Origin of the sequence: Micromonospora sp. DH13 (genome assembly GCF_020873825.1) — a bacterium.
GTDB classification, from domain to species: domain Bacteria; phylum Actinomycetota; class Actinomycetes; order Mycobacteriales; family Micromonosporaceae; genus Micromonospora; species Micromonospora haikouensis.
Genome location: NZ_JAHWGR010000051.1, coordinates 12,913 through 38,979 on the forward strand (window position 1 = coordinate 12,913; position 26,067 = coordinate 38,979).

Annotated in this window: 21 protein-coding genes and 1 pseudogene; 9 read left to right on the plus strand and 13 right to left on the minus strand. The window is 74.1% G+C overall.

The features are described 5' to 3' along the window. Positions 1–45 precede the first annotated feature (45 nt). Positions 46–879: an exonuclease domain-containing protein gene (locus tag LPA42_RS31010; RefSeq protein ID WP_158229447.1), complete on the minus strand. Its 834-nt coding sequence runs from the start codon at positions 877–879 to the stop codon at positions 46–48. A gap of 222 nt (positions 880–1,101) precedes the next feature. Between LPA42_RS31010 and LPA42_RS31015 the strand changes: the two genes are divergently transcribed. Beyond that, positions 1,102–1,905 (plus strand): SGNH/GDSL hydrolase family protein, encoded by an 804-nt coding sequence (locus tag LPA42_RS31015; protein ID WP_077939020.1) that lies wholly within the window; start codon positions 1,102–1,104, stop codon positions 1,903–1,905. Between the two features lie 66 nt (positions 1,906–1,971). On the opposite strand, the gene LPA42_RS31020 is transcribed toward LPA42_RS31015, so the two are convergent. Next, entirely contained in the window at positions 1,972–2,460 is a 489-nt protein-coding gene (locus tag LPA42_RS31020; RefSeq protein WP_077939021.1) for a glutathione peroxidase, read from the minus strand. 162 nt (positions 2,461–2,622) lie between these two features. Here LPA42_RS31020 and LPA42_RS31025 point away from each other — a divergent pair, with 162 nt between their 5' ends. From LPA42_RS31025 to LPA42_RS31040, 4 genes are all read left to right on the plus strand, one after another. Further along, a complete protein-coding gene (locus tag LPA42_RS31025) occupies positions 2,623–4,287 on the plus strand; it encodes a glycosyl hydrolase family 18 protein (protein WP_228987052.1) in 1,665 nt (554 codons plus the stop codon). A 201-nt stretch (positions 4,288–4,488) separates the two neighbouring features. Continuing rightward, a complete protein-coding gene (locus tag LPA42_RS31030; protein WP_228987053.1) occupies positions 4,489–4,977 on the plus strand; it encodes a hypothetical protein in 489 nt (162 codons plus the stop codon). A gap of 91 nt (positions 4,978–5,068) precedes the next feature. Next, complete coding sequence (locus LPA42_RS31035) at positions 5,069–6,475, plus strand: class II 3-deoxy-7-phosphoheptulonate synthase (protein ID WP_043967233.1); 1,407 nt, start codon at positions 5,069–5,071, stop codon at positions 6,473–6,475. Between the two features lie 166 nt (positions 6,476–6,641). Further along, positions 6,642–7,676 carry a low specificity L-threonine aldolase gene (locus LPA42_RS31040; RefSeq protein ID WP_077939024.1) on the plus strand — a complete coding sequence of 345 codons (1,035 nt, stop codon included), beginning with the start codon at positions 6,642–6,644 and terminating at the stop codon, positions 7,674–7,676. Between the two features lie 23 nt (positions 7,677–7,699). Here LPA42_RS31040 and LPA42_RS31045 read toward each other — a convergent pair whose 3' ends face one another. After that, positions 7,700–8,569 carry a deoxyribonuclease IV gene (locus LPA42_RS31045; protein ID WP_077939025.1) on the minus strand — a complete coding sequence of 290 codons (870 nt, stop codon included), beginning with the start codon at positions 8,567–8,569 and terminating at the stop codon, positions 7,700–7,702. Then, positions 8,566–10,551: a Stk1 family PASTA domain-containing Ser/Thr kinase gene (gene pknB / locus LPA42_RS31050; protein ID WP_077939026.1), complete on the minus strand. Its 1,986-nt coding sequence runs from the start codon at positions 10,549–10,551 to the stop codon at positions 8,566–8,568. The genes LPA42_RS31045 and pknB overlap by 4 nt, the downstream gene beginning before the upstream one ends. Positions 10,552–10,728: 177 nt before the next feature. On the opposite strand from pknB, the gene LPA42_RS31055 reads away from it, so the two are divergent. Then, positions 10,729–11,121, plus strand: coding sequence for an Rv2175c family DNA-binding protein (locus LPA42_RS31055; protein ID WP_043969299.1), 393 nt, complete (start codon positions 10,729–10,731; stop codon positions 11,119–11,121). An 81-nt stretch (positions 11,122–11,202) separates the two neighbouring features. On the opposite strand, the gene LPA42_RS31060 is transcribed toward LPA42_RS31055, so the two are convergent. Continuing rightward, positions 11,203–12,285 carry a polyprenyl synthetase family protein gene (locus LPA42_RS31060; protein WP_077939027.1) on the minus strand — a complete coding sequence of 361 codons (1,083 nt, stop codon included), beginning with the start codon at positions 12,283–12,285 and terminating at the stop codon, positions 11,203–11,205. 380 nt (positions 12,286–12,665) lie between these two features. Between LPA42_RS31060 and LPA42_RS31065 the strand changes: the two genes are divergently transcribed. Continuing rightward, positions 12,666–14,216 (plus strand): non-reducing end alpha-L-arabinofuranosidase family hydrolase, encoded by a 1,551-nt coding sequence (locus LPA42_RS31065; RefSeq protein ID WP_077939028.1) that lies wholly within the window; start codon positions 12,666–12,668, stop codon positions 14,214–14,216. A 293-nt stretch (positions 14,217–14,509) separates the two neighbouring features. Here the strand turns inward: LPA42_RS31065 and LPA42_RS31070 are convergent, their stop codons facing one another. Continuing rightward, the gene (locus LPA42_RS31070) at positions 14,510–17,965 is read right to left on the minus strand and encodes a phosphocholine-specific phospholipase C (protein WP_077939029.1); all 3,456 of its coding nucleotides are present in this window, start codon (positions 17,963–17,965) and stop codon (positions 14,510–14,512) included. A gap of 333 nt (positions 17,966–18,298) precedes the next feature. Then, the gene (locus LPA42_RS31075) at positions 18,299–18,703 is read right to left on the minus strand and encodes a helix-turn-helix domain-containing protein (protein ID WP_077939030.1); all 405 of its coding nucleotides are present in this window, start codon (positions 18,701–18,703) and stop codon (positions 18,299–18,301) included. Between the two features lie 241 nt (positions 18,704–18,944). Between LPA42_RS31075 and metF the strand changes: the two genes are divergently transcribed. Together metF and LPA42_RS31085 are read left to right on the plus strand one after the other, a co-directional pair. Then, the gene (gene metF, locus LPA42_RS31080; RefSeq protein ID WP_077939031.1) at positions 18,945–19,862 is read left to right on the plus strand and encodes a methylenetetrahydrofolate reductase [NAD(P)H]; all 918 of its coding nucleotides are present in this window, start codon (positions 18,945–18,947) and stop codon (positions 19,860–19,862) included. A 43-nt stretch (positions 19,863–19,905) separates the two neighbouring features. Then, positions 19,906–20,595, plus strand: coding sequence for a CDP-alcohol phosphatidyltransferase family protein (locus tag LPA42_RS31085; RefSeq protein WP_077939032.1), 690 nt, complete (start codon positions 19,906–19,908; stop codon positions 20,593–20,595). Between the two features lie 66 nt (positions 20,596–20,661). Here LPA42_RS31085 and LPA42_RS31090 read toward each other — a convergent pair whose 3' ends face one another. From LPA42_RS31090 to LPA42_RS31115, 6 genes and pseudogenes are all read right to left on the minus strand, one after another. Continuing rightward, complete coding sequence (locus LPA42_RS31090; RefSeq protein ID WP_077939033.1) at positions 20,662–22,152, minus strand: NAD(P)/FAD-dependent oxidoreductase; 1,491 nt, start codon at positions 22,150–22,152, stop codon at positions 20,662–20,664. Positions 22,153–22,163: 11 nt separating this feature from the next. Continuing rightward, positions 22,164–23,291 carry a glycosyltransferase family 2 protein gene (locus LPA42_RS31095; RefSeq protein WP_077939043.1) on the minus strand — a complete coding sequence of 376 codons (1,128 nt, stop codon included), beginning with the start codon at positions 23,289–23,291 and terminating at the stop codon, positions 22,164–22,166. Further along, complete coding sequence (locus LPA42_RS31100) at positions 23,288–24,130, minus strand: carotenoid biosynthesis protein (protein ID WP_228987054.1); 843 nt, start codon at positions 24,128–24,130, stop codon at positions 23,288–23,290. Before LPA42_RS31100 ends, LPA42_RS31095 begins: the two co-directional genes overlap by 4 nt. A gap of 68 nt (positions 24,131–24,198) precedes the next feature. After that, positions 24,199–24,765: pseudogene (locus tag LPA42_RS31105) on the minus strand (GNAT family N-acetyltransferase); the annotation flags it as partial. Further along, entirely contained in the window at positions 24,762–25,499 is a 738-nt protein-coding gene (locus LPA42_RS31110; RefSeq protein WP_077939034.1) for a monooxygenase, read from the minus strand. The gene LPA42_RS31110 and the pseudogene LPA42_RS31105, both read right to left, overlap by 4 nt. Continuing rightward, positions 25,496–25,984, minus strand: a complete 489-nt coding sequence (locus LPA42_RS31115; RefSeq protein ID WP_077939045.1) for a YbaK/EbsC family protein — start codon at positions 25,982–25,984, stop codon at positions 25,496–25,498. Before LPA42_RS31115 ends, LPA42_RS31110 begins: the two co-directional genes overlap by 4 nt. Between the last annotated feature and the right edge of the window lie 83 nt (positions 25,985–26,067).

Sequence of the window (26,067 nt, forward strand, 5' to 3'; positions counted from 1 at the left end):
GCTCACCACGGGGCACGGCCGGGCCGCACCGTGCCCCGGCCGGGGTCAGTCGCGCGGCGCCGTCTCCAGCGGCCACTGGGTGCTGACCGTCCTGTCGATGCCCCGCCGGTCGAAGGAGAGCTGGAGGCCCCGGGCCTGCTCGGCGTGCCAGTCGACCTGCGCCCGGTGCAGCGCGTCCGGCCGCATCCGGGCGACGGCCTCGTGCCGGGCGGCGATCGACCGGGCCAGCTCGGCGGCGGCCCGCGCGTCGCTGGCCGCGTCGTGGGCGTTGTCGAGCGTGACCTCGTAGTACCGGCACAGGTCGCCGAGCTGCCGGCGGCCGTACCACCGGGGTTCGACCTGCTGGTGCAGCACGGACGGGTCGATGACGACGGCCCTGTCCCAGTCGATGGCCGGCAGGCCGTGCCGGGCCAGCTCGGTGTGCAGGGCCGTCACGTCGTACGGGGCGCAGAAGGCCACCAGCGGCGTGGAGTCGGCGATCAGCTTGGCCACCGCCGTGCCCAGCTCCGCGAGCGCCTCCCGGGCCGGCCGGCCGTCGGCGCGCACCCGCTCGTCGGTGATGCCGTGCCGGGCCGTCGCGTCGGCGGGGATCGGCACGCCCGGGTCGACGAGCCACTCCTGCGTCGTGCCGTCGGAGTGCACCAGGGCCGCGGAGACGATCCGGGTCTCCATCGGATCGGGCAGGGTGCCCTCCAAGTCGAAGCCGACGACCGGCAGGTCGTGCCAGCCGCCGTGGCGCCCGGCGGGCGGCGCGACCCGGGCCGGCACGCACCCGTCGTGGTACGTGTTCCAGACCCCGTTGGCGCTGGCGCGCCGGCCGGCGCCGGCCTCCACCGGGGCGTGGCAGGTGGCGCAGCGCCCGGCGTACTTGTTGATCATTGAGTTGTCTCCTGTGGGGTGTCGACGAACAGGAGACGATCTTCGGGTACGCGCCCGGCGGGCGGCCTGCCGCACACGCCGACGAACGGGCGGATCCGCGGCCCTTGTCGACGGTCGCCGCCCCCTAGCGACCACCCCTGTTAGGGATCGGTGATCTTCCATTTACCGTGCATTCGGTGGTATCTATCTCTGACTACCACTTCCCACCCCCAGGAGTGCGACGTGCGGAGATCCCGTCTCGTTACCCTCGCCGTGAGCCTCGCGGCGTCCATCGGCGCCACGCTCACGCTGGCCGTCCCCGCCCAGGCGGCGCCCACCGACCGCTACGTCGCCCTCGGCGACTCGTACGCCTCCGGCGTCGGCGCCGGCAGCTACACCTCGGAGAGCGGAAGCTGCCAGCGCAGCACCAACGCGTATCCGGCGCTCTACAACGCCAACATCAAGCCCGCCTCGTACAAGTCGGTGGCCTGCTCCGGGGCGACCACCACGGACGTGATCAACAACCAGCTCTCCGCGCTGTCGTCGACCACCACGCTGGTCAGCGTCACCATCGGCGGCAACGACGTCGGCTTCGCCAACATCATGACCACCTGCGTGCTCTACGGCGAGAGTCAGTGCGTGGCCGCCGTGCAGGCCGCCGAGGACAAGGCGCGCGCCGAGCTGTCCGGCAAGCTCGCGAAGGTCTACAGCGGAATCAGGTCCAAGGCCCCGTCGGCGCGGGTGGTGGTGGTCGGCTACCCGGTCTTCTACCAGCTCGGCACGGTCTGCGTCGGTCTGAGCGCGAACTCGCGGGCGAAGATCAACGAGGGCATCAACCTGGTCGACGACATCACCCGCAGCGCCGCGAACTCGGCCGGCTTCACGTTCGCCGACGTCCGCTCCATCTTCGTCGGGCACCAGCTGTGCAGCTACGGCGAGAAGTGGCTGCACGCGCTCAACTTCGCCAGCATCGGCATCTCGTACCACCCGACGGCGGCCGGCCAGTCCGGCGGCTACTACCCGGTGTTCCGCTCCGCCGCCGGCTGATCCGGCCGGCACTTTCGCGAGCCCGGGGCGGCTTCCCGCCGTCCCGGGCTCGTCCGCGTCCGCGGCTCAGGCCGGCAGGACCTTCTCGACCGCCGCTCGCAGCTCGGGGGAGTCCGGCGCGACCGTCGGGGCGAACCGGGCCGCCACCGTGCCGTCCGGAGCCACCAGGAACTTCTCGAAGTTCCACCGCACGTCGCCGGTGTGCCCGTCGCCGTCCGCGGTGGACACCAGCGCCGCGTAGAGCGGGTGCCGGTCCGGGCCGTTGACGTCGACCTTCGCCGTGAGCGGGAACGTGACCCCGTAGTTGACCTGGCAGAACTCGCCGATCTCGGCGGACGTGCCGGGTTCCTGGCCGGCGAACTGGTTGCACGGCACGCCGAGCACGACCAGGCCCCGGTCGGCGTACTCGGCGTGCAGGGCCTGCAGGCCGGCGTACTGCGGGGTGAGGCCGCAGCGGGAGGCCACGTTCACCACCAGCAGCGCCTTGCCCCGGTATCCGGCGAGGTCGGCCGGGCCGCCGGCCAGGGCGTCGATCTCGGTGTCGAAGACGGTCATGGACCGAGGCTACCCAGCGCCCGTCCGGCCGGCGCCGCGGCGGCCCGCGGCCCCGGATTCCCCCGACTATCGACGCGCGTGCATCTTGACGAACTGATGACGGCGTGAGTAGCGTCTCACCATCCTTTTGGAAAGTTTCCTAACTGTTTGGGGAGCCGCCACATGAAGAGATCGCTCCGCCGGGCCCTCTGGGCCGGTGCCGTGGTCGCGGTGACCGTCGCGGTGGTCCCGGTGACCTCGGCGTTCGGCGCGGGGAGTGTGACCGCCACGTTCGCCAAGGCGCAGGACTGGGGGACCGGCCACGAGACCCGGGTAACCGTCACCAACGGCTCCGCCGCCAGCGTCAGCACCTGGCGCATCGAGTTCGACCTGCCCGCCGGCACCACCATCAGCAGCGCCTGGGACGCCGACGTCACCAGCAGCGGCAACCACTGGGTCGCGGTGAAGAAGAGCTGGGCCGGCCCGCTCGCCCCCGGGGCGACCTTCAGCTGGGGCTACAACGGCACCGGGGCCTACAAGGCGCCGCTGAACTGCACCATCAACGGCGCGCCGTGCGGCGGGGGGACCACCCCCACCACCGCCCCGCCGACGACCGCGCCCCCCACCACCGCCCCGCCGACGACCGCGCCCCCCACCACCGCCCCGCCGACGACCACACCCCCGACGACCGCGCCGCCCACCACGCCGCCGCCGACCACGACCCCGCCCACCGGCGGCAAGAAGGTCGTCGGCTACTTCGCCGAATGGGGCGTCTACGGTCGCAACTACCACGTTAAGAACATCCACACCAGCGGCTCCGCCGCGAAGCTCACCCACATCCTGTACGCCTTCGGCAACACCACCGGCGGCCGCTGCGCCATCGGTGACAGCTACGCCGACTACGAGAAGGCGTACACGGCGGCCGACAGCGTCGACGGCGTCGCCGACACCTGGGACCAGCCGCTGCGCGGCAGCTTCAACCAGCTGCGCAAGCTGAAGAAGATGTACCCGCACCTCAAGGTCATCTGGTCCTTCGGCGGCTGGACGTGGTCGGGCGGCTTCACCCAGGCCGCGCAGAACCCGGCCGCGTTCGCCGAGAGCTGCTACAACCTGGTCGAGGACCCGCGCTGGGCCGACGTCTTCGACGGCATCGACGTCGACTGGGAGTACCCGAACGCCTGCGGCCTCACCTGCGACACCAGCGGCCCGAACGCCTTCAAGAACGTGATCTCCGCGCTGCGGTCGAAGTTCGGCTCCTCGGCCCTGGTCACCGCCGCCATCACCGCCGACGGCAGCAACGGCGGCAAGATCGACGCCACCGACTACGCCGGGGCGATCGGCAACCTCAACTGGCTCATGCCGATGACGTACGACTACTTCGGCGCCTTCAACGCGCAGGGCCCCACCGCCCCGCACTCCCCGCTCTACTCCTACACCGGTATCCCGCAGGCGGGCTTCAACTCCGACGCCGCGATCCAGAAGCTCAAGGGCAAGGGGATCCCGGCCGACAAGCTGCTGCTCGGCATCGGCTTCTACGGCCGGGGCTGGACCGGGGTCACCCAGTCCGCGCCGGGCGGCTCCGCCACCGGGGCGGCGCCGGGCACCTACGAGGCCGGCATCGAGGACTACAAGGTGCTCAAGAACACCTGCCCGGCCACGGGCACGGTCGGCGGCACCGCGTACGCCAAGTGCGGCAGCAACTGGTGGAGCTACGACACCCCGTCGACCATCGGCGGCAAGATGACGTACGCGAAGAACCAGGGCCTCGGCGGCGCGTTCTTCTGGGAACTGTCCGGCGACACCACCAACGGCGAGCTGATCGGCGCGATCCGCGGCGGCCTCGGCTGAGGCAAGGAAGGGCCCCCTGTTAACGCATTCTGCATAGCAGGGGTCCCTTGCTAACACCCCGGGCCCGGGAACCGTCCGCACGGCGGTTCCCGGGCCCCGGCGCGCGTGGGCGCGGCCCGGCGTGGGCGTGGCGCGGGGGTGATGTGTCAGACTCGCCCATCGGCGGCGTCCCCGGTGTGCCGGGGCCGAGGGGAGGGACGGATGGGCGTGACGAACACCAGGGTGGCCACCAAGGCGGCGCTGGTCGCGACACTCGCGGTCCTCCCGTTCGCCCTGCTCGGCTGCGGCAGCGACGACGAGGACGCCGCCCAGCAGCCCGGCCGGGCGCCCGCCGAGGAGGCGACCGCGAAGTCGCGGGAGCGGGTCCAGGCGTACCTCGACGCGATGATCGCCAAGGACGTGGCCGCCGGGCGCGGCCAGCTCTGCGCCCCCGCCCAGGCGGCCTTCGACGCCGCCGCGACCGGCCCGAACGGCGACTTCGCCGACCACTTCACCGTGACCGGGGCGACGATCACCGACGTCCGCGCGGGCGCGGGCGGGCAGGAGGTCAGCACGGAGATCACCGTGACCGCCGGCTCCCGCGAGGCCACCCGGCCGCTGCTGTTCACCGTCACCCGCAGCGGCGCCGACTGGTGCGTGGCGCGCGAGGCGCCGGGCGGGAACACCCCGGAGCCGTCGGTCACCCCCTGATCACGCCCCGGGTCGGCGTTGATCTTCCAACTGCCGGAAACCGTCCCCCTCGCCCGTCGGGTGCCCGGGCGGTCGCCGTACGCTTTCCGTCATGCGCCATGAGTGGCATCAGCTGAGCCATCCCGCCGTGGGCAGCCCCGGCCTGCAGACCAGCCGCCCGACCGTCGACTCCGCCGAGGACGCCGCCCTCGGCCTCGACCGCTGGCGGGAGCTGCCCCGCGCGCAGGTCCCGCCGTGGCCCGACCAGGCCCAGGTCGCCGAGGTCTGCAAGGTGCTCGACACCGTGCCGTCGGTCGTCGCGCCGTACGAGGTCGACCAGCTGCGGCGCAAGCTCGCCCTGGTCTGCGAGGGCAAGGCGTTCCTGCTCCAGGGCGGCGACTGCGCCGAGACCTTCGCCGACAACACCGAGAGCCACCTGCTGGCCAACGCCCGCACCCTGCTCCAGATGGCGATCGTGCTCACCTACGGCGCGTCCCTGCCGGTGGTCAAGGTCGCCCGGGTCGCCGGGCAATACACCAAGCCCCGGTCGCTGCCGACCGACGCCCGCGGGCTGCCGGCCTACCGCGGCGACCTGATCAACTCGCTGGAGGCCACGCCGGAGGCCCGGGTCGCCGACCCGCAGCGCATGATCCGGGCGTACGCGAACTCGGCCGCCGCGATGAACATGCTCCGGGCGTACCTGGCCGGCGGGCTGGCCGACCTGCACGCGGTGCACGACTGGAACAAGGGCTTCGTCAAGAACTCCCCGGCCGGCGAGCGCTACGAGGCGATCGCCCGGGAGATCGACCGGGCCATCGCGTTCATCCAGGCCTGCGGGATGACCGAGGACGACGCGCTGCGCACGGTCACCCTCTACTGCTCCCACGAGGCCCTGGCGCTGGAATACGACCGGGCGCTCACCCGGGTCTCCGGCACCCGGGCGTACGGGCTGTCCGGGCACTTCCTGTGGATCGGCGAGCGCACCCGGCAGATCGACGGGGCGCACATCGACTTCATCTCCCGCATCGCCAACCCGATCGGCGTGAAGCTCGGCCCGACCACCACCCCCGACGAGGCGATCGAGCTCTGCGAGAAGCTCAACCCGGAGAACATCCCCGGCCGGCTGACGCTGATCAGCCGGATGGGCAACCACAAGGTCCGCGACACCCTGCCGCCGATCGTGGCGAAGGTCACCGCCGCCGGCGCCAAGGTGGTCTGGCAGTGCGACCCGATGCACGGCAACACCCACGAGTCCTCCAACGGCTACAAGACGCGGCACTTCGACCGCATCGTCGACGAGGTGCTCGGCTACTTCGAGGTGCACCGGGGGCTGGAGACCCACCCGGGCGGCCTGCACGTCGAGCTGACCGGCGAGGACGTCACCGAGTGCCTCGGCGGCGCGCAGGGCATCGAGGACCTGGACCTGCCCGACCGGTACGAGACCGCCTGCGACCCCCGGCTGAACACCCAGCAGTCGCTGGAGCTGGCGTTCCTCGTGGCGGAGATGCTCCGTGGCTGACGCGAGGAGTGAGCTTGCGAGCCCCGCAGTCGGCGGCCGGAGGCGGCACGGTGGCTGACGCGAGGAGTGAGCTTGCGAGCCCCGCAGTCGGCGGCCGGAGGCGGCACGGTGGCTGACGCGAGGAGTGAGCTTGCGAGCCCCGCAGTCGGCGGCCGGAGGCGGCACGGTGGCTGATCAGCAGGTTGTCGACCTGCGGTCGGACACCGTGACCCGGCCCACCGCCGGGATGCGGGAGGCGATGGCCGCCGCCGAGGTCGGCGACGACGTCTACGGCGAGGACCCGACGGTCAACGCCCTGGAGGCCGAGGTCGCCGCGCTGTTCAGGCACGAGGCGGCGCTGTTCGCCCCGACCGGGTCGATGGCCAACCAGATCGCCCTGCAACTGGTGGTGCCGCCGGGCGACGAGCTGCTCTGCGACGCCGACGCGCACGTGGTGACGTACGAGATCGGCGCGGCGGCGGCGTACGGCGGGATCTCGTCGCGAACGTGGCCGGCGGCCGGCGCGGACCTCGACCCCGGCGTGGTCGCCGGGATGGTCCGGCCGGACGGCTACTTCGCGGTGCCGACGCGGGCGATCGCGGTCGAGCAGACCCACAACCGGGGTGGCGGCGGGGTGATCCCCCTGGCCACGCTGCGCGAGCTGCGCCGGGTCGCCGACGCCGACGGCCTCGCGCTGCACTGCGACGGGGCCCGGATCTGGCACGCCCACGTGGCCGACCGGGTGCCTCTGGCGGAGTACGGCGCGCTGTTCGACACCCTGTCCGTCTGCCTGTCCAAGGGCCTCGGCGCGCCGGTCGGCTCGCTGGTGGTGGGCAGCGCGGAGCGGATCGGGCGGGCGCGGACGATCCGGAAGCGGATGGGCGGCGGGATGCGCCAGGCCGGGGTGCTCGCCGCCGCCGGCCGGTACGCCCTCGCGCACCACGTCGAGCGGCTCGCCGACGACCATGCGAAGGCCGCCCGCCTGGCGGAGGCGCTCGCCCCGTTCGGGGTGCTCGCGTCGCCGGTGCGCACGAACCTGGTCCCGCTCGACCTGACGAAGACCGAGCTGGACGCGCGGGGCCTGGCCGCCGCGGCCCGCGCCGAGGGGGTGCTGATCTCGGTGCTCGGCCCGCGCCTCGCCCGCCTGGTCACCCATCTCGACGTCGACGACGACGCGGTCGACCGCGCCGCCGCTGTCCTGGCGGCGATCCTGCGCCGCTGACCCCCCGCCCCCAGGGCGGGGGGTCAGGGGTGTAGGCGCTTGAGGGTGGCGATGTCGGTGGCGTGGCCCTCGTGCTTCTCCGTCGGGGTCTCCACCACGATCGGGATGCCGGCCGTGGCGGGGTGGGTCATCAGCTCGGCGAACGCCGGCTCGCCGATGCTGCCCTTGCCGATGTTCTCGTGCCGGTCCCGGGTCGAGCCGCACAGGTCCTTCGAGTCGTTGGCGTGCACCAGCCGCAGCCGGTCGGGCCCCACCGTGGCCACCAGCGTGTCCAGGCAGGCCGTCATCCCGCCCTCGGCGGCCAGGTCGTGCCCGGCGGCCCAGGCGTGGCAGGTGTCGAAGCAGACGCCCAGGCCGGGGTGGCGGTCCACCGCGTCGAGGTAGGGGCCGAGGTGCTCCACCCGGGAGGCCAGTGACCGGCCGCCGCCCGCGCTCGGCTCCACCAGCAGCAGCGGGCCGTCCGTGGCCGTGGTCTCGTCGAGCAGGGGCAGCAGCGCCTCGCGCACCTGGCGTAGCGCCGCGTCGGTGTGCCCGGCGTCGACGGCGCTGCCGGCGTGGAAGACCACGCCCCGGGCGCCGATCGCCCGCCCCCGGCGCAGCGCGTGAGCCAGGGTCTGCGCGGACCGCTCGACCGTGGCCGGGGTGGGTGAGCCCAGGTTCACCAGCAGGGACGCGTGGATGAACACGGGCACCCCGCGCGCGGCGCAGCCGTCGCGGAACAGCGCGTCCTGGGCCGGGTCGCCCGCCGGCAGCGCCCAGCCCCGGGAGTTGGACACGTAGACCTGGACGGCCTCGGAAGCGGCGGCGTCGACGTACGGCAGGGCGGCCTTCGCCAGCCCGCCCGAGGTGGGGGTGTGCGAGCCGACCGGGCGGCGGGGCGCGGGGGTGCTCACAGACAGCCGATCGTGACCGGGGTGCCGGGCGGCACCTGCGAGTTCTCGCCCGGGTTCTGGAACCGGACGGTGCCGTTGGGGTTGAACTGCACGTTCACCGGCAGGCCCTGGCTCTCCAGCTGCTGCTTGGCCTGCTGGCAGGGCAGGTCGACCACCCGGGGCACGACGACCTGCGGCGGCCCCTCGCTGACGTCGAGCTTGACCTGGGCGCCCTTCTCCACGCCGGTGCCGCTGGCGGGGCTCTGCCCGAGGATCTCGTCGCGCGGCTTGTCCGACTTCTTGTAGGTCTCCACCGGGACCAGGCCGAGCTGGGCCAGGGCGGCGCGGGCCTCGCCGAGGTTCTTGCCGACCAGGTTGGGCACCGAGATCGGCGCCTTGCCCTTGCTGAGGATGACGGTGACCTTCGCGCCGGGCTTCACCTCGGTGCCGACCTTCGGGTCGGTGGCCACCACGACGCCCTCGGGCAGGTTGTCGTCGTAGCGGGAGCCGCCCTTGGCCACCACCAGCTCGGCGTTGGTCAGGTCCGCCTCGGCCAGCTCGAAGTCCTTGCCGACCACGTCGGGCACGGGCAGCCGCTCCGGGCCCCGGGACAGGGTGAGGGTGATCGTGCCGCCCTTGACGATCCGGGCCGCGGAGGCCGGGTCCTGCGTCAGGACGGCGTCGCGGGGGACCTTCTCGTCGTAGCGGGGCTCGGCGTAGCGCAGCACGAATCCGCCCCGGCCGGCCTGCCCCTCCGCCTCGGCCTTGGTGAGGCCGACCAGCTCCGGGGCGACCGTGTACCGGCCCATCCCGAACCACCAGCCGGTGAGCGCGACGACCAGGCCGAGGACAACCAGGGCTGCGAGGACGCCCTTGCGGCCGCGCGGGTCGCCCATGATCTGGGTACGCAGCGCGGCGAGCCGCGCCAGCGGCCCCTCGGGCTCGGGGGCGGCCCGCCGCCGGTGCGGGCGCTGCGGTTCGGGCTCGGGCAGCCGCGCCCAGGCGGGCCGCTGGGCCGGGCGGACCGCCGCGACCGCCATGGTCGGCTGCGCCATCGCGCTGGTCTCGTCGGTCACCGGGCGCAGCACGGCGGTGTGCGTGTTGGCGTTGCCCAGGTCGTCGCGGGCCACCTGGACCTCGGCCAGCAGGGCGCCGGCGTCGGTGGGGCGCGCGCCCGGGTCGCGGCGGGTGGCCCGGGCGACCAGGTCGTCGAGCACCCGGGGCAGGCCGGGCACCAGCGTCGACGGGGCCGGCACGTCCCGGTCGACGTGCTGCCAGGCGACGTCCACCGGGCGGTCGCCGTCGTAGGGGACCCGGCCGGTGAGCATCTCGAACAGCACGATGCCGGCCGAGTAGACGTCGGTGCGGGTGTCGGAGCGGCCGTCGGTGACCAGCTCCGGGGCGACGTACGCCACGGTGGCCATGAGCTGGTTGCCCGGCTCCTCCTCGGAGCTGGCCTCCACGGCCCGGGCCAGCCCGAAGTCGGCGACCTTGACGACGCTGTCGACCAGGTTCGCCACGCCGCCGGTGGGGGCCTCGGCGACCAGCACGTTTTCGGGCTTGACGTCGCGGTGGACCAGGCCGGCGCGGTGGGCGGCGGCGATCGCGGCGAGCATCTGCTCCATGATCGCCAGCGCCTCGTCGGGGTTGAGCCGGCGGCGCTCGGCGAGCACGTCGCGCAGGGTGCGGCCCCGCACGTACTCCATGACCAGGTACGGCAGGCCGGCGTGGGTGCCCTGGTCGTAGACCGCCACCACGTTCGGGTGGGTCAGCCGGGCGATGGTCTTCGCCTCGTCGGTGAAGCGCGCCAGGAACCCGGCCATCCGGGCCCGCGCCTCGGTGGCCTGGGTCGGGTGGATGATCTTGACTGCGACGGTGCGCTCCAGGCGCTCGTCGGTGGCGGTGTACACGGTCGCCATGCCGCCACGGGCCACGCGACCGCGAATGCGGTAGCGCCCGTCGAGCAGCGAGCCCAGCAACGTGTCGGCGACCTGTGTGTCCATCGGCAGGCAGTCTATGTCTCCGGAGGGTGGAGGTTGCACCGGATGCTACAGCCGGATGGCCGGGTGCCCCCCGCGCCGCGCGCGTGGGACCGGTTCCGGAGCCCCCGCCGGCCCCTCGCCTGCGGGGCGAGGGGGGTGCCGCGCGCCGTCCGGGCGGGGGCGTGGCAGGGTGATCGGGTGACCGACTCCGTACCCTCCGGCCAGGCCGCCTCCGGCGCAGACCTCGCCGGCCCGAGCGACCCGGCCGGCTGGCTGGCCCTGCCGGACGTCGCCGAGCGCCTCGACCTGTCGATCAGCAAGGTCCACCAGATGATCCGGGACCGCGAGCTGCTCGCCGTGCGCCGCGACGGCGTGCGCCGGGTGCCCGCCGACCTGGTGGCCAACCGCACCGTGCTCAAGCACCTGCCCGGCGTGCTCACCCTGCTCGCCGACGCCGGCTACGACGACGAGGCGGCGCTGCGCTGGCTCTACGAGCCCGACGACACCCTCTCCGGCGGCACCCCGGCGGCCACGCTCGGCGGCGACCACGCCCGCGAGGTCAAGCGCCGCGCCCAGGCCCTCGGCTTCTGACCGGTTCCGGCCGACCTCCGCACCCGGCCGGGCCAGGGCCGGGCCGCGGGGCGGAGGTCGCCGGCCGGGGTGGCGGGCGGGTCAGTCGGTGCGGCGGGTGGCGGCGATGGCGAGGTCCACCAGCGCCTGCCGGGCCTCGGTCTCCAGGTCGACGGCCGACAGCGCGGCGAGCGCCGTCTCGGTCAGCGCCGCGATCCGCTCCTCGGTGCGGGCCAGCGCGCCGGTCGAGGTGATCAGCTCGCGCAGCCGGGCCACCCCGTCGGCGTCCAGCTCCGGATCGCCGAGCCGCCCGAGCAGCAGCGCGCGGCCCGCGTCGTCGCTCGCCGCCACGGCCGCCGCCACGAGGTACGTCCGCTTGCCCTCGCGCAGGTCGTCGCCGGCCGGCTTGCCGGTCTGCGCCGGGTCGCCGAACACCCCGAGCACGTCGTCGCGGAGCTGGAACGCCTCGCCCAGTGGCAGCCCGTACGCCGAGTAGGCCGCCCGCACGTGGGCGGGCGCGTCGGCGAGCGCCGCGCCCAGCAGCAGCGGACGCTCGACGGTGTACTTGGCCGACTTGTACCGGGCGACCTTGCCCGCGCGCTCCACCGACGTGTCGCCGGTGGCCTGCGTCAGCACGTCGAGGTACTGCCCGACGGTGACCTCGGTGCGCATCTCGTCGAAGACGGGCCGGGCCCGGGCGACGATCCGCGGGTCCAGCCCGGCGGAGTGCAGCAGTTCGTCGGACCAGACGAGGCAGAGGTCGCCGAGCAGGATCGCCGCCGCGTCGCCGAAGCCGTCGGCGTCGCCGCCCCAACCGGCCCCCCGGTGCCGGGCGGCGAACCGCCGGTGCACCGCCGGCTCGCCGCGCCGGGTGTCCGAACGGTCCATCAGGTCGTCGTGGATCAGCGCGCTGGCCTGCACGAACTCCAGCGCGGCCAGGGCGGTCACCACCTGGTCGGCGTCGCCGCCGCCCGCCCCCCGGAACCCCCAGTACGCGAACGCGGGGCGCAGCCGCTTGCCGCCGCCCAGCACGAACGCCTCGATCGCCTCGGCCACCGGCACCAGGGCCTCGTCGACGGCCGTCAGCCAGGTGCGCTGGCCGGCCAGGAACCCGGCGAGGGCCTTGTCGACCCGCTGACGCAGGCCGGCGCGGTCGACGGGGGATACGGGAGCTGCGTGAGTCACGCCCCGACGCTAGCGGGTCGCCCGGTGAGCTGCGCATCGGCGGTGCATGGCGTGTCACCGGCCGCTCGGGCCGGCGAGGTGGGGACGTCCGGGTGACGGGACACCGCCGGGGCGGCGGCCCGGAGCCGATCCCGCCGGGTGGGCGCGTCGCCGACGGTGCGTGACGTTCGCTCGGGTATCGAACATTACGACTTGACGAACGGCGTGTTATCGCTCACAGTCGATGGTCAAGGACGACGACGCCCACGGCTGCCGGGCAAGCCCGCTTCGTTGGTCTTGGATTGGCGTGCGCCAGGCCTGCGTACGTGATGTTAGCGCTCACATCATCGACGCGCGCGGCCGTCCCCGCGCTGCCCATCTCTGGTCATTGAAGGAGGATCATGTCTGCCATTGGTGGATCGCCATCGATCGCACCGCCGCCGCAGCGGCGACGCGGGTGGCTGTCTCGGGTCGTCGCCGCCGGCGTGTCGGCGGTGGTGCTCGGCGTGGCCGCCGCGGCCACGGTGTCGACGCCCGCCGCCGCGGCGACGGTCGACACGAACGCGTGGTACGTGTTGGTCAACCGCAACAGCGGCAAGGCCCTGGACGTCTACAACCTCGCCACGAACGACGGGGCGCGGATCACCCAGTGGACGCGTAACAACGGCAACCAGCAGCAGTGGCAGTTCGTGGACTCCGGCGGCGGCTACTACCGGCTGAAGTCGCGGCTGTCCGGCAAGGTGCTGGACGTCTACAACTTCTCCACCGCCAACAGCGCCAGCATCGTGCAGTGGACCGACGGCAACGGGACCAACCAGCAGTTCCGGCTGGCCGACTCCGACAGCGGCTACGTCCGGCTGATCAACCGGAACAGCAACAAGGTGGTCGAGGTGCAGGGCGCCTCCACCGCCGACGGCGGCAACGTCGTGCAGTACGACGACTGGAACGGCAGCAACCAGCAGTGGCAGCTGGTCCGCGTCGACGGCGGCACCAACCCCACCACCCCGCCGCCGACGACGCCCCCGCCGGGCGGCACGTGCGACCTGCCGTCGACGTACCGGTGGTCGTCGACGGGCCCGCTGGCGCAGCCGAAGGCCGGCTGGGCGTCACTGAAGGACTTCACCATCGCCCCCTACCAGGGCAAGCAGTTGGTGTACGCCACCACCCACAGCAGCAGCGCCACCGGCGGCTGGGGTTCGATGAACTTCGGCCTGGTCGACAACCTCAACCAGCTCGGCTCGGCCCCCCAGAACACCATGAGCCAGAGCACCGTAGCGCCGTCGCTGTTCTACTTCGCGCCGAAGAACATCTGGATCCTCGCCCACCAGTGGGGCCCGACGTCGTTCTCGTACCGCACGTCGACCAACCCCGCCAACGCCAACGGCTGGTCGGCCCCGCAGCCCCTGTCGACCGCGACGATCACCGACTCCGGCACCGGCGTGATCGACCAGACGATCATCGGCGACGACCAGAACATGTACCTGTTCTTCGCCGGCGACAACGGCAAGATCTACCGCCAGATCATGCCGATCGGGAACTTCCCGGGCAGCTTCGGCTCCAGCTACACGACCATCATGAGCGACACCTCGGAGAACATCTTCGAGGCACCGCAGGTCTACAAGGTGCAGGGCCGCAACCAGTACCTGATGATCATCGAGGCCAGGACCAGCTCCTGGGAGCGCTACTTCCGCTCGTTCACGGCGACCAGCCTGAGCGGCACCTGGACGCCGAACGCGACGACCTACAACAACCCGTTCGCGGGCAAGGCCAACAGCGGTGCCACCTGGACCAACGACATCAGCCACGGCGAACTGCTGCGCACCAGCGCGGATCAGACGAACACGATCGACCCGTGCAACCTGCAGCTGCTGTACCAGGGCCGCGCCACGAACTCGGGCGGTGACTACGGCCTCCTGCCGTACCGGCCGGGTCTGCTGACCCTGCAGCGCTGAGAGCGCGAGCCGACGCTGACGGCGTGAGTCAGCGGCCGGCGTGAGTCCGAGCGGCGGGTCCGGCGTAGGCCGGGCCCGCCGCGCGTCGCTCGACACCTCGTGCCGGAGCGACCGAACAACGACCGGATCCCGCCCCCCGCCGATCGGCAGGAGGCGGGTCGACCCGGGACAACGGTCGGCGGGGACCGAGCGGATCGCCACCGGGACCACCCTGCTGCCGACGACCATCACCGCGGAACTCCGCGCGGGGACGACAACGCGTCCCCGCGCGGGACGGTCAGGCCGCTGGCCGGTCAGGCGTCGGCGATCGGGCTGGTGCCCAGGCGGATGTTGTCGATCGCCCAGTACCAGTTGTTGCCGGCATTGAAGATCCGGAAGTCGACCTTTGCCGAGGTGGCCCCAGCCGGGACGGGACAGGAGAGCTGGACGAGCCGGTTCTCCTGGTCCTGGCCCTGGTTGGTGTTCCCGGAGGTCGCGCTGCTGTAGTGCAGCACCTTGACCTTGGTGCCGGTGTCGAACTGGACGGTGACCTCGGCCTCCTGCGGGCTCTCCTGACGGTAGTGGGAGTCGAAGCCCAGGTGGAGGGTGGAGGTGCCCGCCGGGATGGCCACCGCCGGGCTGGTCAGGGTCGAGTCGAACTGGCCCTGGCCGGACGGGCTGCCGGTGTCGTCCCAGTCGTCGGGGTCGGCGACCGCGACGACGCCGAGGGACCGGCTGAAGTTGGGGCGGTTCTGCCCGCCGGGGAACCAGAACTGCTTGGACAGGAAGGTCCAGCCCTGTAGCTCCCGGGTGCCCTGCGGCATTCCCGGCGCGTTGGTGACCGTCCAGCCCTCGGGGGTGGTCCGCGTCCAGCCGAGCAGGCCGGGCCGGCTGAGGTCGGCCGCCGCAGCGAGCGCCGGCGCGACGGATTCGAAGTCCTCCGCGAGCAGGTAGCCGGTCATGACGGGCCCGGTCTTGGCCGGCAGGGACGCGGTCACCTGCTGGGCGCTGCCGCGCAGATCCGCCGTGACGGTCGCCTTGAGGCTGCCGGAGGCACGCGCCGCCGAGGCGGGCGCGACGACGTCCCACTCCAGGCGGGCGGAGGAGCGGGCCGCGACGGCCGTCGGCACGTCGCCCCTGGGGGCGGCGGTCCAGCCCGTCGGGAGGGCCAGCGTGGCTGCCAGGCCGGTGAGCGGGGCGCCGCCGGCGTTGGTGACGGTGGCGGTGACGGTTACCGGCCTGCCCGGCGAGAGCACGCTGCCGTCGGTGCCGGGCGAGCTCGCGGGACCGGTCAGCGAGACGCTCATCGCCGGGGCGACCCGGAAGCCGACAGCCGTGTCGGCGAGCCTGAGCAGGCCGTCGCCGTCGCCGTGGGCGGCGACCACCAGGCGGCCTGCCGTGGCGTTCGGGGCCGGCGTGACGGTGAAGCGCACGTCGGCCGAGCCCCCGGCGGCGAGCACCTTCGGTGCCGTGGCGGTCCGCTCGACCGTCCAGCCGGAGGGGGCGAGCAGGGCGACCGAGAGTCGGTCGATCCTGGTGCCGCCCTGGTTCCGCACGGTGACGACGACATCGGTCGGGCTGTTCTGCACGAACTGCGTGTCCAGGGCGGGCAGCGCCTCCGGCAGGGTGATCGTCGCGGCGAGCGCCGGGGCGGTGCCGGTCGCCGGGTCGGTGACGCCGGGCCTGCAGTCGGCCAGGCGGCCGGTCATCCGGCGCAGGAACGACGGGTCTCCCAGGTCGACGACCACGACGTCGTACCAGCCGTGGTCGGCAAGGTGGACGGGTACGGTCCGGGTCTGGCCGGGCGCGAGGGTGACGGCCTGGAGGGGGTGACGTGGCCGTCCACGGTGGCCGGCGTCGCGCGGGTAGACCGACTCGCCGACGAGGAGCCTGCGGGTGGTGGTGGAGGGGTTCGCGCACTTCACCTTCACCTGGCCGGGGACGGCCTGCTCGATGAGGTACGCCTCGGCGCCCACACCGGTGCCGCGCAGCTTCCAGACGGACCAGCCGGGGGCGGTGACCTGCAGGTCGTAGCCGTCGGCACCGTACCCGATCGTGTTGTCGGCGGTCCCGCGCGCAGGGACGGTCCACGGCTGTGGGGCGGTGCCGTCAGCGGGATAGGCGGTGAACGTCGCGGCGGTGGTGCCCGCGTTTCCGAGCCGCAGGCGGACGTCGGTGCCGGTGACGTCGGCCCGCAGGGACAGGCGGTACGGCAAGGGCCGCGTCCGGCGGGTGCCGGTCTCCTGCGCCGGAAGCGCCTGGTTCTTCGGCGGTGCGGGGTTCCAGCGGCCGACCGCCGGTGGCACCGGGCCGGGCTGCTCCACCTCGGGCTGCGGGTGCCTGCGCTTGAAGTCGAAGGCGGAGGTCAGGTCGCCGAAGACGCTGCGGCGCCAGGCGCTGATGTTGGGCTCCTGGACGCCGGTCCACTTCTCCAGGAACCGGATGACCGAGGTGTGGTCGAAGGCCTCCGAGCAGACGAAGCCGCCCACCGTCCACGGTGAGACGACCGTCATCGGCACCCGGGGGCCGGGGCCGACCGGAAGACCGTTGAACCAGTCGTCGCTGTTGCCGGAGTCCGGCCGGGGCGCGACCGGGGCGGGTACGTGGTCGAAGTAGCCGTCGTTCTCGTCGAAGTTGATGAACAGAGCCGTCTTCGACCAGGTCTTCGGGTCGCTCGCGATGGCGTCGAGGATGTCGTAGATGAGGTTGGCGCTGCCGACCGGGGTGGAGGTGCTGGGGTGCTCGGAGAGCGCCGCCGTCGGAACCAGCCAGCTCACCTTCGGCAGCGTGCCGTTGTTGATGTCGGACCTGAGCCGCTGGACGAGGGTGTCCGGCTCGGAGCGGTACGCCCCTCGCATGAACAACCGGCGCTCCGCCTCGGTCAGCGAGTCGACGCCCTGCTGGAACTGGGCCAGTGCGGCCTTGCGCTGGTCTGCGGTCTTGCCGAACAGGCTGTCGTAGAACTGCTCCGTGGTGGAGTACTGGCCGCTGACCTTGGAAAGGATCTTCCGGCCGATCTCCTTCCAGGGCCGGAAGTACTCGACCGCGTTATCGGTGAAGTTGTCCCACTCCTGGTAGATCTGCCAGGAGACGCCGGCGGCCTCCAGCCGCTCGGGGTACGTCGTCCACTGGTAGCCCGCGTGGGCGTAGGAGTAGGCGGCGTTGGTGACAGCCCGGTTGACGCCGTCCGGCTCGTAGCCGGTCGTGCCGGTCCACAGGTAGTTGCGGTTGGGGTTGGTCGAGCCGTAGACCGAGCAGAAGTAGGCGTCGCAGATGGTGAAACGGTCGGCCAGTTCGTACTGGAGGGGAATGTCACGCCGGTCGTAGAAGGCCATGGTGCTCTGGCCCTTGGCCGCGACCCAGTCGTCCCACCAGCCGTTCGCCCGCGCCTGGTTGGCGTCGGAGAAGCCGTGCGGGAGCGCGCCGAGATATTGGATGTCGCTCTCGGGGCGACCGGCGTCGACCGCCGCCTGCCGGGCCGAGAACGGCAGAACCTTGCCACCGCCGGGCCGCGGCTGCTCGAAGACGCTGGCTCCGGTGGGCAGGCGCAGCGGTGTGCGGTCGCCGAAGCCGCGCACGCCCCTGAGGGCGCCGTAGTAGTTGTCGAAGGAGCGATTCTCCTGCATCAGGATGATGACGTGTTCGACCGCGTTCAGGCCACCGGGAGGCGGCGGCGCTGCCATCGCCCTCAGCACTGACGGGGGCAGTAAAGAAATCGCGGTGCCGCCAGCGACGGCACCGAGAAGCTTACGGCGGGAGATCTCAGACATGGGGCGGAGACTAGGTCGCGCCGATTGCACAAGGTAACCCTTGAGTGGTGAAACTTCATCGAGTGTTCAATTTCCGCTGTGGAATGTTGCGCCGTTTGTGTGGCCACGTTTGTCGTCGCATTCGTTGGGCGGCCGAGCACGTCACTGGGCCCGAGCCTCTGCTCGACATCGCCGCGTGGGCCGCCGCCCCGAAATGTGATGCAGCTGCGCCGCCGGAAACGTACGCCATGTCTTTTCGCTCCCGCCGATATTGATGTCGGCAAAGTGGGCATAAGGCTCCCCTTTCCGTGTTGACGGATTTCCTTCCGGGCGGCGGCTCCCTGACCGGGTGCGTCAGGTGGGCCGACAGGGCCGGCTGGGCTGCTGGCCGCGCCGTGGAGAGGAGCGGGGGGCGTGGGTGGCGTGCCGGCGTGGGCGGAGTGTCGGCGTACCGCCGGCTCGTGGGCGGGCCGGGCCGGCCGGCTGCGCCCGGCGGCGCGCGCGGCGGGCCCGCCCGGCGGCCTCGGCCAGCAGCTCCACCGGCGTGGCCAGGACCACGGCCAGCCAGCCCAGCCAGAAGCCTCCCGGCACCCGGAGCTGCCGCTCCCAGCGGGACACCTCGTGCCGGCTCAGCGTGGGCACGCCCGAGGCGGCGCACAGCTCGGCGGCGAGGGCCTGCTGGCTGCGGCCCCGGGCCCGCCGGAGCCGGGCGAGCAGCGGCCCGAGCGGCTCCGGGCCGGGCGGCGTGGACGGCGTCATGGGTCCTCCGGCAGGGTCGGCGCGAGGGCGGCGTCGACCCGCGCACCAGGCGGGACCGGCGCGCCGCCGGTCGGTGCTGACCCCCGCGCGGGCCCCGTCCGCGCTACCGCCTTCCTACCCCGGGGGTACGACGCTCCGCCCGACCCGCCGCTGCGGGAGGGCCCGCGCGGGGGCTCGCGTGGCGGTCGCGTCAGGTGGGAAGGTCCTGGGTGCGGTGCGTCCCGACAGCTAGAGTCGGTCCATGGCTCTCGGTCTACCTTCGGTCCTCCCCAACCCGCAGCCGGCGATCGGGGAGCTGATTCGTGACCGTCAGCCCACCTTCTCGTTCGAGTTCTTCCCGCCCAAGACAGCCCAGGGCGAGCGGCTGCTGTGGCAGGCGATCCGCGAGCTGGAGCCGCTGCGCCCCTCGTTCGTCTCGATCACCTACGGGGCCGGCGGGTCGACCCGGGACACCACGGTCGCGGTGACCGAGCGGATCGCCACCGAGACCACCCTGCTGCCGATGGCGCACCTCACCGCCGTCAACCACTCCGTCGCCGAGCTGCGCAACGTCATCGGCCGGCTGGCCGGCGTCGGGGTGCGCAACGTGCTCGCCGTGCGGGGCGACCCGCCCGGCGACCCGGGCGGCGAGTGGGTCCGCCACCCCGAGGGGGTGCTCTACGCCGAGGACCTGGTGCGGCTGGTGCGCGACTCCGGTGACTTCAGCGTCGGAGTGGCCGCGTTCCCCTACAAGCACCCCCGCTCGCCCGACGTGGCCAGCGACACCGCGCACTTCGTGCGCAAGTGCCGGGCCGGGGCGGAGTTTGCGATCACCCAGATGTTCTTCGACGCCGACGACTACCTGCGGCTGCGGGACCGGGTGGCGGCGGCGGGCTGCGCCACCCCGATCCTGGCCGGGGTGATGCCGGTCACCCAGCTCAGCACGATCGAGCGGTCCGTGCAGCTGTCCGGGGCACCCTTCCCGCCGGCCCTGGCCGCGCGCTTCGCCGAGGTGGCCGACGACCCGGAGGCGGTCCGCCGGCTCGGCATCGAGCAGGCGGCCGAGATGTGCCGGCGGCTGCTCGACGAGGGCGTGCCCGGCATCCACTTCATCACCCTCAACCGGTCCACCGCGACCCGCGAGGTCTGGCAGCAGTTGCAGGTCGGCGCGCGGGTGTGACCCCAGTGGCGCGACACCACAGCGCCGGTGCGACGGTTGTTCCGTGGTGGGCACTTCGCTGAACTGGGACGAGTACGCGACGGCGTGGGCGCGGCTGCACGGGGGCTTCGACCCCCGGGCGGCGGCCCCGGTGGTCCGCGCCTGGCTGCGGTTCGCCTACCACGTCGGGTACGTGCTGGGCCGCCTCCGGGTCACCCCGACCGCCGTCACCGTGGCGGGGGTGCTGCTCTGCCTCTGCGTGCCGCTGTTCGCCGTCCGGCCGGTGAGCGGGCCGGTGCTCGCGGCGCTGTTCGTGCTGGCCGCGTCGGTGGCCGACAGCGTCGACGGGGCGGTGGCGGTGGCCACCAACCGCACCACCCGGCTCGGCTACGTCTACGACTCCGTCGCCGACCGGCTCGGCGAGGCCGCCTGGCTGACCGCGTTCTGGCTGGTGGGCGCGCCGGGCGCGCTGGTCGCCGCCGCCGGCGGGCTGTCCTGGCTGCACGAGTACGTCCGGGCCCGGTCGGTGTCGGCCGGGATGCGGGAGATCGGCGCGGTCACCGTGGGGGAGCGGCCCACCCGGGTCTGCGTGGCCCTGGTCGGGCTGCTGCTGTCCGGCCTCGCCGGGCTGATCGACCCGGACCTGACCGCCGGCACGATCACGATGGCCACGGCCGTCTGGGTGCTGCTGGCCGGCTTCGGGCTGGGCCAGCTGTTCGCCGCCGTCCGCCGCGCCCTCATCGAGGCCGGCTGACCCGCCGCAGCGGGGTGTTAAGAAGGGGCCCCTGCTCGACAGAATGCGTTAACAAGGTGCCCCTCCTTACCCCCAATCCGGGCCGATGGCGTCGGCGACGATCTGCGCGGAGAGGGTGACCATCGGCAGGCCGCCCCCCGGGTGCCCGGAGCCGCCGACCAGCCACAACCCGGCCGCCGGCCCCCGGTTAGCCGGCCGCAGCAGGCCGCCCGCCGTGCCGTAGATCGCACCGCCGGGCGCGCCGGTCGCGGCGTCCAGGTCGGCCGGGGTGCGGACCTCCCGGAACACCAGCCGGTCGCGCACGTCCACGCCGCGTTCGGCGAGCACGTCGAGGACCCGGTCGGCGTACGCGTCGGCCAGGCCCGGCCGCCGCCAGTCCACCGCGCCCGTGGCGGTGCCGTGGCGGGGCGCGTTGACCAGCACGAACCACGCCTCGTGCCCGGCGGGGCGCACCGCCGGATCGTCGGCGACGGTGACGAAGACGGTCGGATCGGACGCCGGCCGGGCCCGCACGCCCCGCCCGGGGTGACCGAAGACCGCGTCGAACTCGGCGTCGTAGTCGCGCGGGAAGAACACGTTGTGGTGGGCCAGGCCGGTCTCGCCGGCCACCCCGAGCAGCAGCACGAAGCCGGCGAGGCTGCGGTCGGTCAGCCGGGCCAGCCGGCGCGGGCTGGGCAGCAGGTCCCGGTAGAGGGTCAGCGCGTCGACGTTGGCGACCACCACGTCGGCGGGCACGGGCGCGGCGACGCCGGCGAGGCGTACCCCGTGGACCCGGCCGCCCGCCGCGTCGATCCGGGTGACCGTGGTGCCGGTCTGCACGACCACGCCCAGGTCCAGGCAGCGGGTCAGCAGCGCGTCGGCGAGAGTGCCCAGGCCGCCGCGCAGATACCAGCCGCCGAACGCCAGCTCCGCGTACGGGACGGCGACCAGCGCCGCCGGGGCCCGGCGCGGGTCGGCCCCGGTGTAGGTGGCGTACCGGTCCAGCAGCATCCGCAGCCGGGGGTCGGCCAGGTGCCGGCGGCCCAGCCCGCGCAGGGTGCGCCCGGGGGCGATGGCGGCGAGGTCGCCCAGCCGCCAGGCCAGCGCGGCGAGGTCCAGCGGCGAGTCGACGGGCCGGCGCAGGATGTCGCGGTGCGAGGCGTCCCACACCCGGGCGGCGCGCCGCCACAGCCGCTGCCAGTCGGCGGCGGCCCGGTCGCCGAACGCCGCGCCGACGCGGCCCGCGAACTCGGCCGGGTCGGCGCAGGAGTCGAGGGTGGGCCCGCCGCCGGGGAAGACGTGCCGGACGATCGGGTCCAGCGGGGTCAGGTCGAGGTATTCGTCGAGCTTCGCGCCGGTCGCCTCGAACAGGTCGTGGAAGACCTCCGGGAGGGTGAGCAGGCTGGGCCCGGTGTCGAAGTGGAACGCGCCGGCCGGGGTGTCGTGGACGTACCGGCCGAGCTTGCCGCCGACCGTGCCGGCCTGCTCGAAGACGGTCACCTCGTGCCCGGTGGCGGCCAGCCGGGCGGCGGTGGCCAGCCCACCCACCCCGGCACCGACGACCACGATCCGCGCCATGACGTGCCCTCCTAGCTGACCGGGCGACCCCGCCAGGACAGACGACGCCGCTTCCGCAGATGGTACGACCGCGCGGTCAGCCAGCCGAGGACCACGACCGACACGGGGTGGCCGAGCGCGTCGGGCCACCACCGGCCGCCGGTGGCGCGGGCGCTGACCGCCCGCCCGGCCACCCCGAGCAGCCAGGCCAGCGCCGCCACCGCCGCGACCGCCGGGGCGCCCGCGACCAGGGCGGCCAGCGCGACCAGCGGGGGAGCCGTGTAGAGCAGCAGCAGCGCCGCCACCACGGCCGCCGCCGCGCCGACATGACCGAACGAGGCCCACAGCGACTTGGTGTAGCCGTCGCGCAGCTGCGGCCAGTCGTCGTACATCCGGCAGGTGGCCAGCCGGGAGCCGTCGGCGAGGGCGATCCGGCCGCCGGAGCGCTTGACCGCGCGGGCCAGCTCGATGTCCTCCAGCACCCGGTCGGCCACGGCGGCGTGCCCGCCGGCCGCCGCGTAGCCGGCCCGGTCGACCACGAGGAACTGCCCGCCGGCCGCCGCGAGCGACGGCCGCGGCGAGCGCTCCATCGCCCGCAGCGGCAGGAAGGTCAGCCACAGCCACTGCAGCAGCGGCTGCACCAGCCGGTCCGTCGGGGTCCGGGTCACGATCCTCGGGTACGGCGACAGCAGCGTCACCCGCGCGGCGCGCAGCTCGGCGACGGCCGCCGCCACCGCGTACGGGGCGAGGACGACGTCGGCGTCGACGAAGGCCAGCGCGGTGGCGGCCGGGTCGGCGCGGGTGGCGAGCTGGTGGCAGGCGTGCGGCTTGCCCAGCCAGCCCGGCGGCGGGGCGACGCCGGTGAGCAGGGTGACCCGGTCGTCGTCGCCGGCGACCGCGCGGACCACGTCGGCGGTGCCGTCGGTGGAGCCGTCGTCGAGCACCACGATGCGCAGGCCGGGCACGCCGCGCTGGGCGAGCAGCGACTCCAGGCACGGGGTGACCCGGTCGGCCTCGTCGCGTAGTGGCAGCAGCACCGCGACGGCCTCGGCGACCTCGACGGGCCCGCCGGCCGGGCGGCGCAGCCACCGGGTGGCGTTGACCCAGGTGTGCGCGGTGAGCGCGGCGACGGCGGCGAGCAGCAGCAGGACGCCGGTCATGCGGTCGCGTCGGCGGGCGGACCCTGCTGGGGCTGCCGGTCCTGCCGGGGCTGCCGACCCTGCCGGTCCGGCCGGCGGTCGCGGCCCAGCGCCAGGGCCAGCGGGACGGCGGCGACCGCCATGCCGGCCGCGCCCCACACCGCCGACGCGGGCAGGCCGAGGAAGACCGCGTGCGCCAGGATGCTGGAGGCGTACGTCCACAGGTAGAGCGCGAACATCGGGGCGTCGCCGGGGCCGGCCCGGTCGACGACCGCCCCGGCCAGCGGGCGCAGCGCCGCCATCAGCAGCACCGCGAACAGCAGCCAGCCGAGGTAGTTGCTGACGGGCACACCGGGCAGGCCGGGCAGCGCGGGCGTGGCGTCCCGCCACACCCAGTAGCCCTCGGCGACCATCTGCGGGTCGAGGAACAGGTCCCACGCGGCGAGCCCGACGGCGGCGAGGGCCACCCGGGCGACGCCGGGGGAGACGAGCCGGGCCGCCGTGAGCCAGGCGGGCCAGGCCATCCAGGTCCAGGCCAGGGGGATGACCAGCGGCACCCCGGCCAGCTTCGGGCCCAGCTCCCCGGAGTAGTCGTAGCTGCCGAACGGGAAGCCGGTGGCCACCCCGAGCGCCTCGATGGCGAAGCCGCCCCCGGTGGCCACCGCGACCAGCGCCGCCGCCGCGCGGGGACCCCGGGTCAGCAGCGCGTGGCCGACCGAGAGGAGATAGCCGAGGACTACGGTGGCCACGGTCAGCCCGGCCCGGGTGGCGCCGACGGTGAGCGGGTAGCAGATCTGGGCCAGGACCAGCACCCCCAGCCCCACCCAGGGCAGCAGCGGCCGGAGCCCGGGCCGGGTCACGGCGCGGCCGATCCCGGTGCCGGGGCGGACGGGCCGGCCGGCGCGGGGGCGGCGGGACCGGCCCGGCCGGCGGGGCTGTCGGCGGACGGGGCCGGCGGGGTGAGCGGGAGGTCCCGGCCGAGGATGCCGAACGGGCGTTCGTCGCCGGGGAAGTGGAAGTGGCGCAGCACGTCGACGAAGCCGAACCGGCGGTACAGCCGCCAGGCCCGGGAGCGCTGCTCGTCGGCCTCGGGCGTGGAGAGCAGGGTGGTGCTGCCCGGTGCCATGCGCAGCAGCGCGGTGAGCTGCCGGGTGCCCAGGCGGTGCCCCTGGGCGGGCGGCCGGACGTGCAACTCGACCACCTCGAAGCAGTCGGCGAGCCAGCGCTGCCGGGCACCGGCGGTCAGCGCCCGGTGCACCTGGTCGTGCCACCACTGACCGGGCGTGCCGAGGTAGCCGTACCCGAAGCCGGCCAGGTGCCCCTCGGAGGTGAGGCTCGCCACGGCGCGGAAGCCGGGACGGCGCACGTGGGTGGCGATGTAGCCGCGCCGCGCCTCCAGCAGGTCGGCCCGGTAGTTCATCGCCTCGCCGTAGACGGCCACCACGTCGTCCAGCCGTCGGACCAGGTCGTCCGGCGTCCAGCGCACCAGCCTCATGCCCGCCCATCCTTCGCCGTTGCCGCGTCGCCGTCGGCGACCCACCCCAGCACCGCCCGGTCGCCGACCACGTCGCGCACCTCGAACCGCGCGAAGAGCTCCTCCGCGTACCACCCCTCGGTGGGGGTGCGCGCGATCGCGGCGCGGTGCTCGGGGTGACGGTACGCGAACGCGACGAGGTCCGCCGGATCGCGCCACACGCTGACCGTGCCCTGCCAGCCCAGCGGGGCCTCGCCGACGCCGAACCGGGCCAGCAGGCCGGGCGCGGCGTGCAGGGCGGCGGCCACCGGCGGGACGGCCCGCCAGAAGGTGGCCGCCCGGCGGGCCCGCAGCCGGGCCCGGGTCAGCGCCAGCACCGGGCCGGCGACCCGACCGCCGGACGGCTCGCCGAACGGCCGCCGCCCGGACCACTCGCCCCGGCTGGTCAACGGGCGCAGGTCGACCCGCACCGACGAGCGGGCGACGCGGGCCCAGGAACGGCCCACGGGCGAGGCGTCGAAGCCGGCGGCGTCGGCCGCGCGGTCCCAGACGGCGAGGGCCGCCCAGCGGGTCAGGTCGGCGTCGCCGGGGCCGAAGCCGGTGCCCGTCCCGGTGCCGAGCAGCTTGCCGAACCGGACCCCGGTGGTGCGGCGCAACCGCGCCGGGTGCGTCGCCATCCGGGCCAGCGCGCCGGGCAGGGCGGCCCGGCCGATCCGCCAGACGTGCAGGGTGACCAGCTCGGGGACGCCGCTCACGCCACCTCGGTCGCGGTGCCGACGGTGATCCGCAGCAGCTCCGCGTACGTCGTGGGGAAGACCGCCTGGGGCACCCCGCCGGCCGCCCAGACCTCGTCGTAGCCGGCCAGGGCCACGTCGACGAGGGTGCGCAGCGGCTCGGGGTGGCCGAGCGGGGCGACCCCGCCGATCGGCTGGCCGGTGTGCCTGCGGACGAACTCGGGGGTGGCCCGGCGCAGGTGGGTGAACCCGAGGTGCGCGGCCAGGCCGGCGACGTCCACCCGGTGCGCGCCGGAGGTGAGCACCAGCAGCGGCGCGTCGTCGGCGTCGAAGACGAGCGAGTTCGCGATGGCGCCGACGGCGACGCCGAGCGCGTCGGCGGCCGCCGCGGCGGTGTGCACCGCCTCGGGCAGCAGGCGGACCTCGCTGGGCCGGCCGGAGCCGTCCCGCGCGCCCGCGGCGTCGAGGGCCTCCTGCACGGCCCGCACGTTCGGGTGTGGCTGCATGCCGCCCATTCTCCCCGCCGCCGCCGCGCCCGTCGCACCCACCCACCCACCCACGCCGCGGGCCGGCTACGCCGCGGCGTGGG

Bases quoted from the DNA above. Each gene is read 5' to 3' on its own strand.
- LPA42_RS31065 (WP_077939028.1), top strand. From the start codon at position 12,666: ATGTCTGCCATTGGTGGATCGCCATCGATCGCACCGCCGCCGCAGCGG.
- metF (WP_077939031.1), top strand. From the start codon at position 18,945: ATGGCTCTCGGTCTACCTTCGGTCCTCCCCAACCCGCAGCCGGCGATC.
- LPA42_RS31075 (WP_077939030.1), bottom strand. From the start codon at position 18,703: ATGACGCCGTCCACGCCGCCCGGCCCGGAGCCGCTCGGGCCGCTGCTC.
- LPA42_RS31115 (WP_077939045.1), bottom strand. From the start codon at position 25,984: ATGCAGCCACACCCGAACGTGCGGGCCGTGCAGGAGGCCCTCGACGCC.
- LPA42_RS31010 (WP_158229447.1), bottom strand. From the start codon at position 879: ATGATCAACAAGTACGCCGGGCGCTGCGCCACCTGCCACGCCCCGGTG.
- LPA42_RS31035 (WP_043967233.1), top strand. From the start codon at position 5,069: ATGCGCCATGAGTGGCATCAGCTGAGCCATCCCGCCGTGGGCAGCCCC.
- pknB (WP_077939026.1), bottom strand. From the start codon at position 10,551: ATGGACACACAGGTCGCCGACACGTTGCTGGGCTCGCTGCTCGACGGG.
- LPA42_RS31030 (WP_228987053.1), top strand. From the start codon at position 4,489: ATGGGCGTGACGAACACCAGGGTGGCCACCAAGGCGGCGCTGGTCGCG.
- LPA42_RS31025 (WP_228987052.1), top strand. From the start codon at position 2,623: ATGAAGAGATCGCTCCGCCGGGCCCTCTGGGCCGGTGCCGTGGTCGCG.
- LPA42_RS31090 (WP_077939033.1), bottom strand. From the start codon at position 22,152: ATGGCGCGGATCGTGGTCGTCGGTGCCGGGGTGGGTGGGCTGGCCACC.
- LPA42_RS31070 (WP_077939029.1), bottom strand. From the start codon at position 17,965: ATGTCTGAGATCTCCCGCCGTAAGCTTCTCGGTGCCGTCGCTGGCGGC.
- LPA42_RS31020 (WP_077939021.1), bottom strand. From the start codon at position 2,460: ATGACCGTCTTCGACACCGAGATCGACGCCCTGGCCGGCGGCCCGGCC.
- LPA42_RS31095 (WP_077939043.1), bottom strand. From the start codon at position 23,291: ATGACCGGCGTCCTGCTGCTGCTCGCCGCCGTCGCCGCGCTCACCGCG.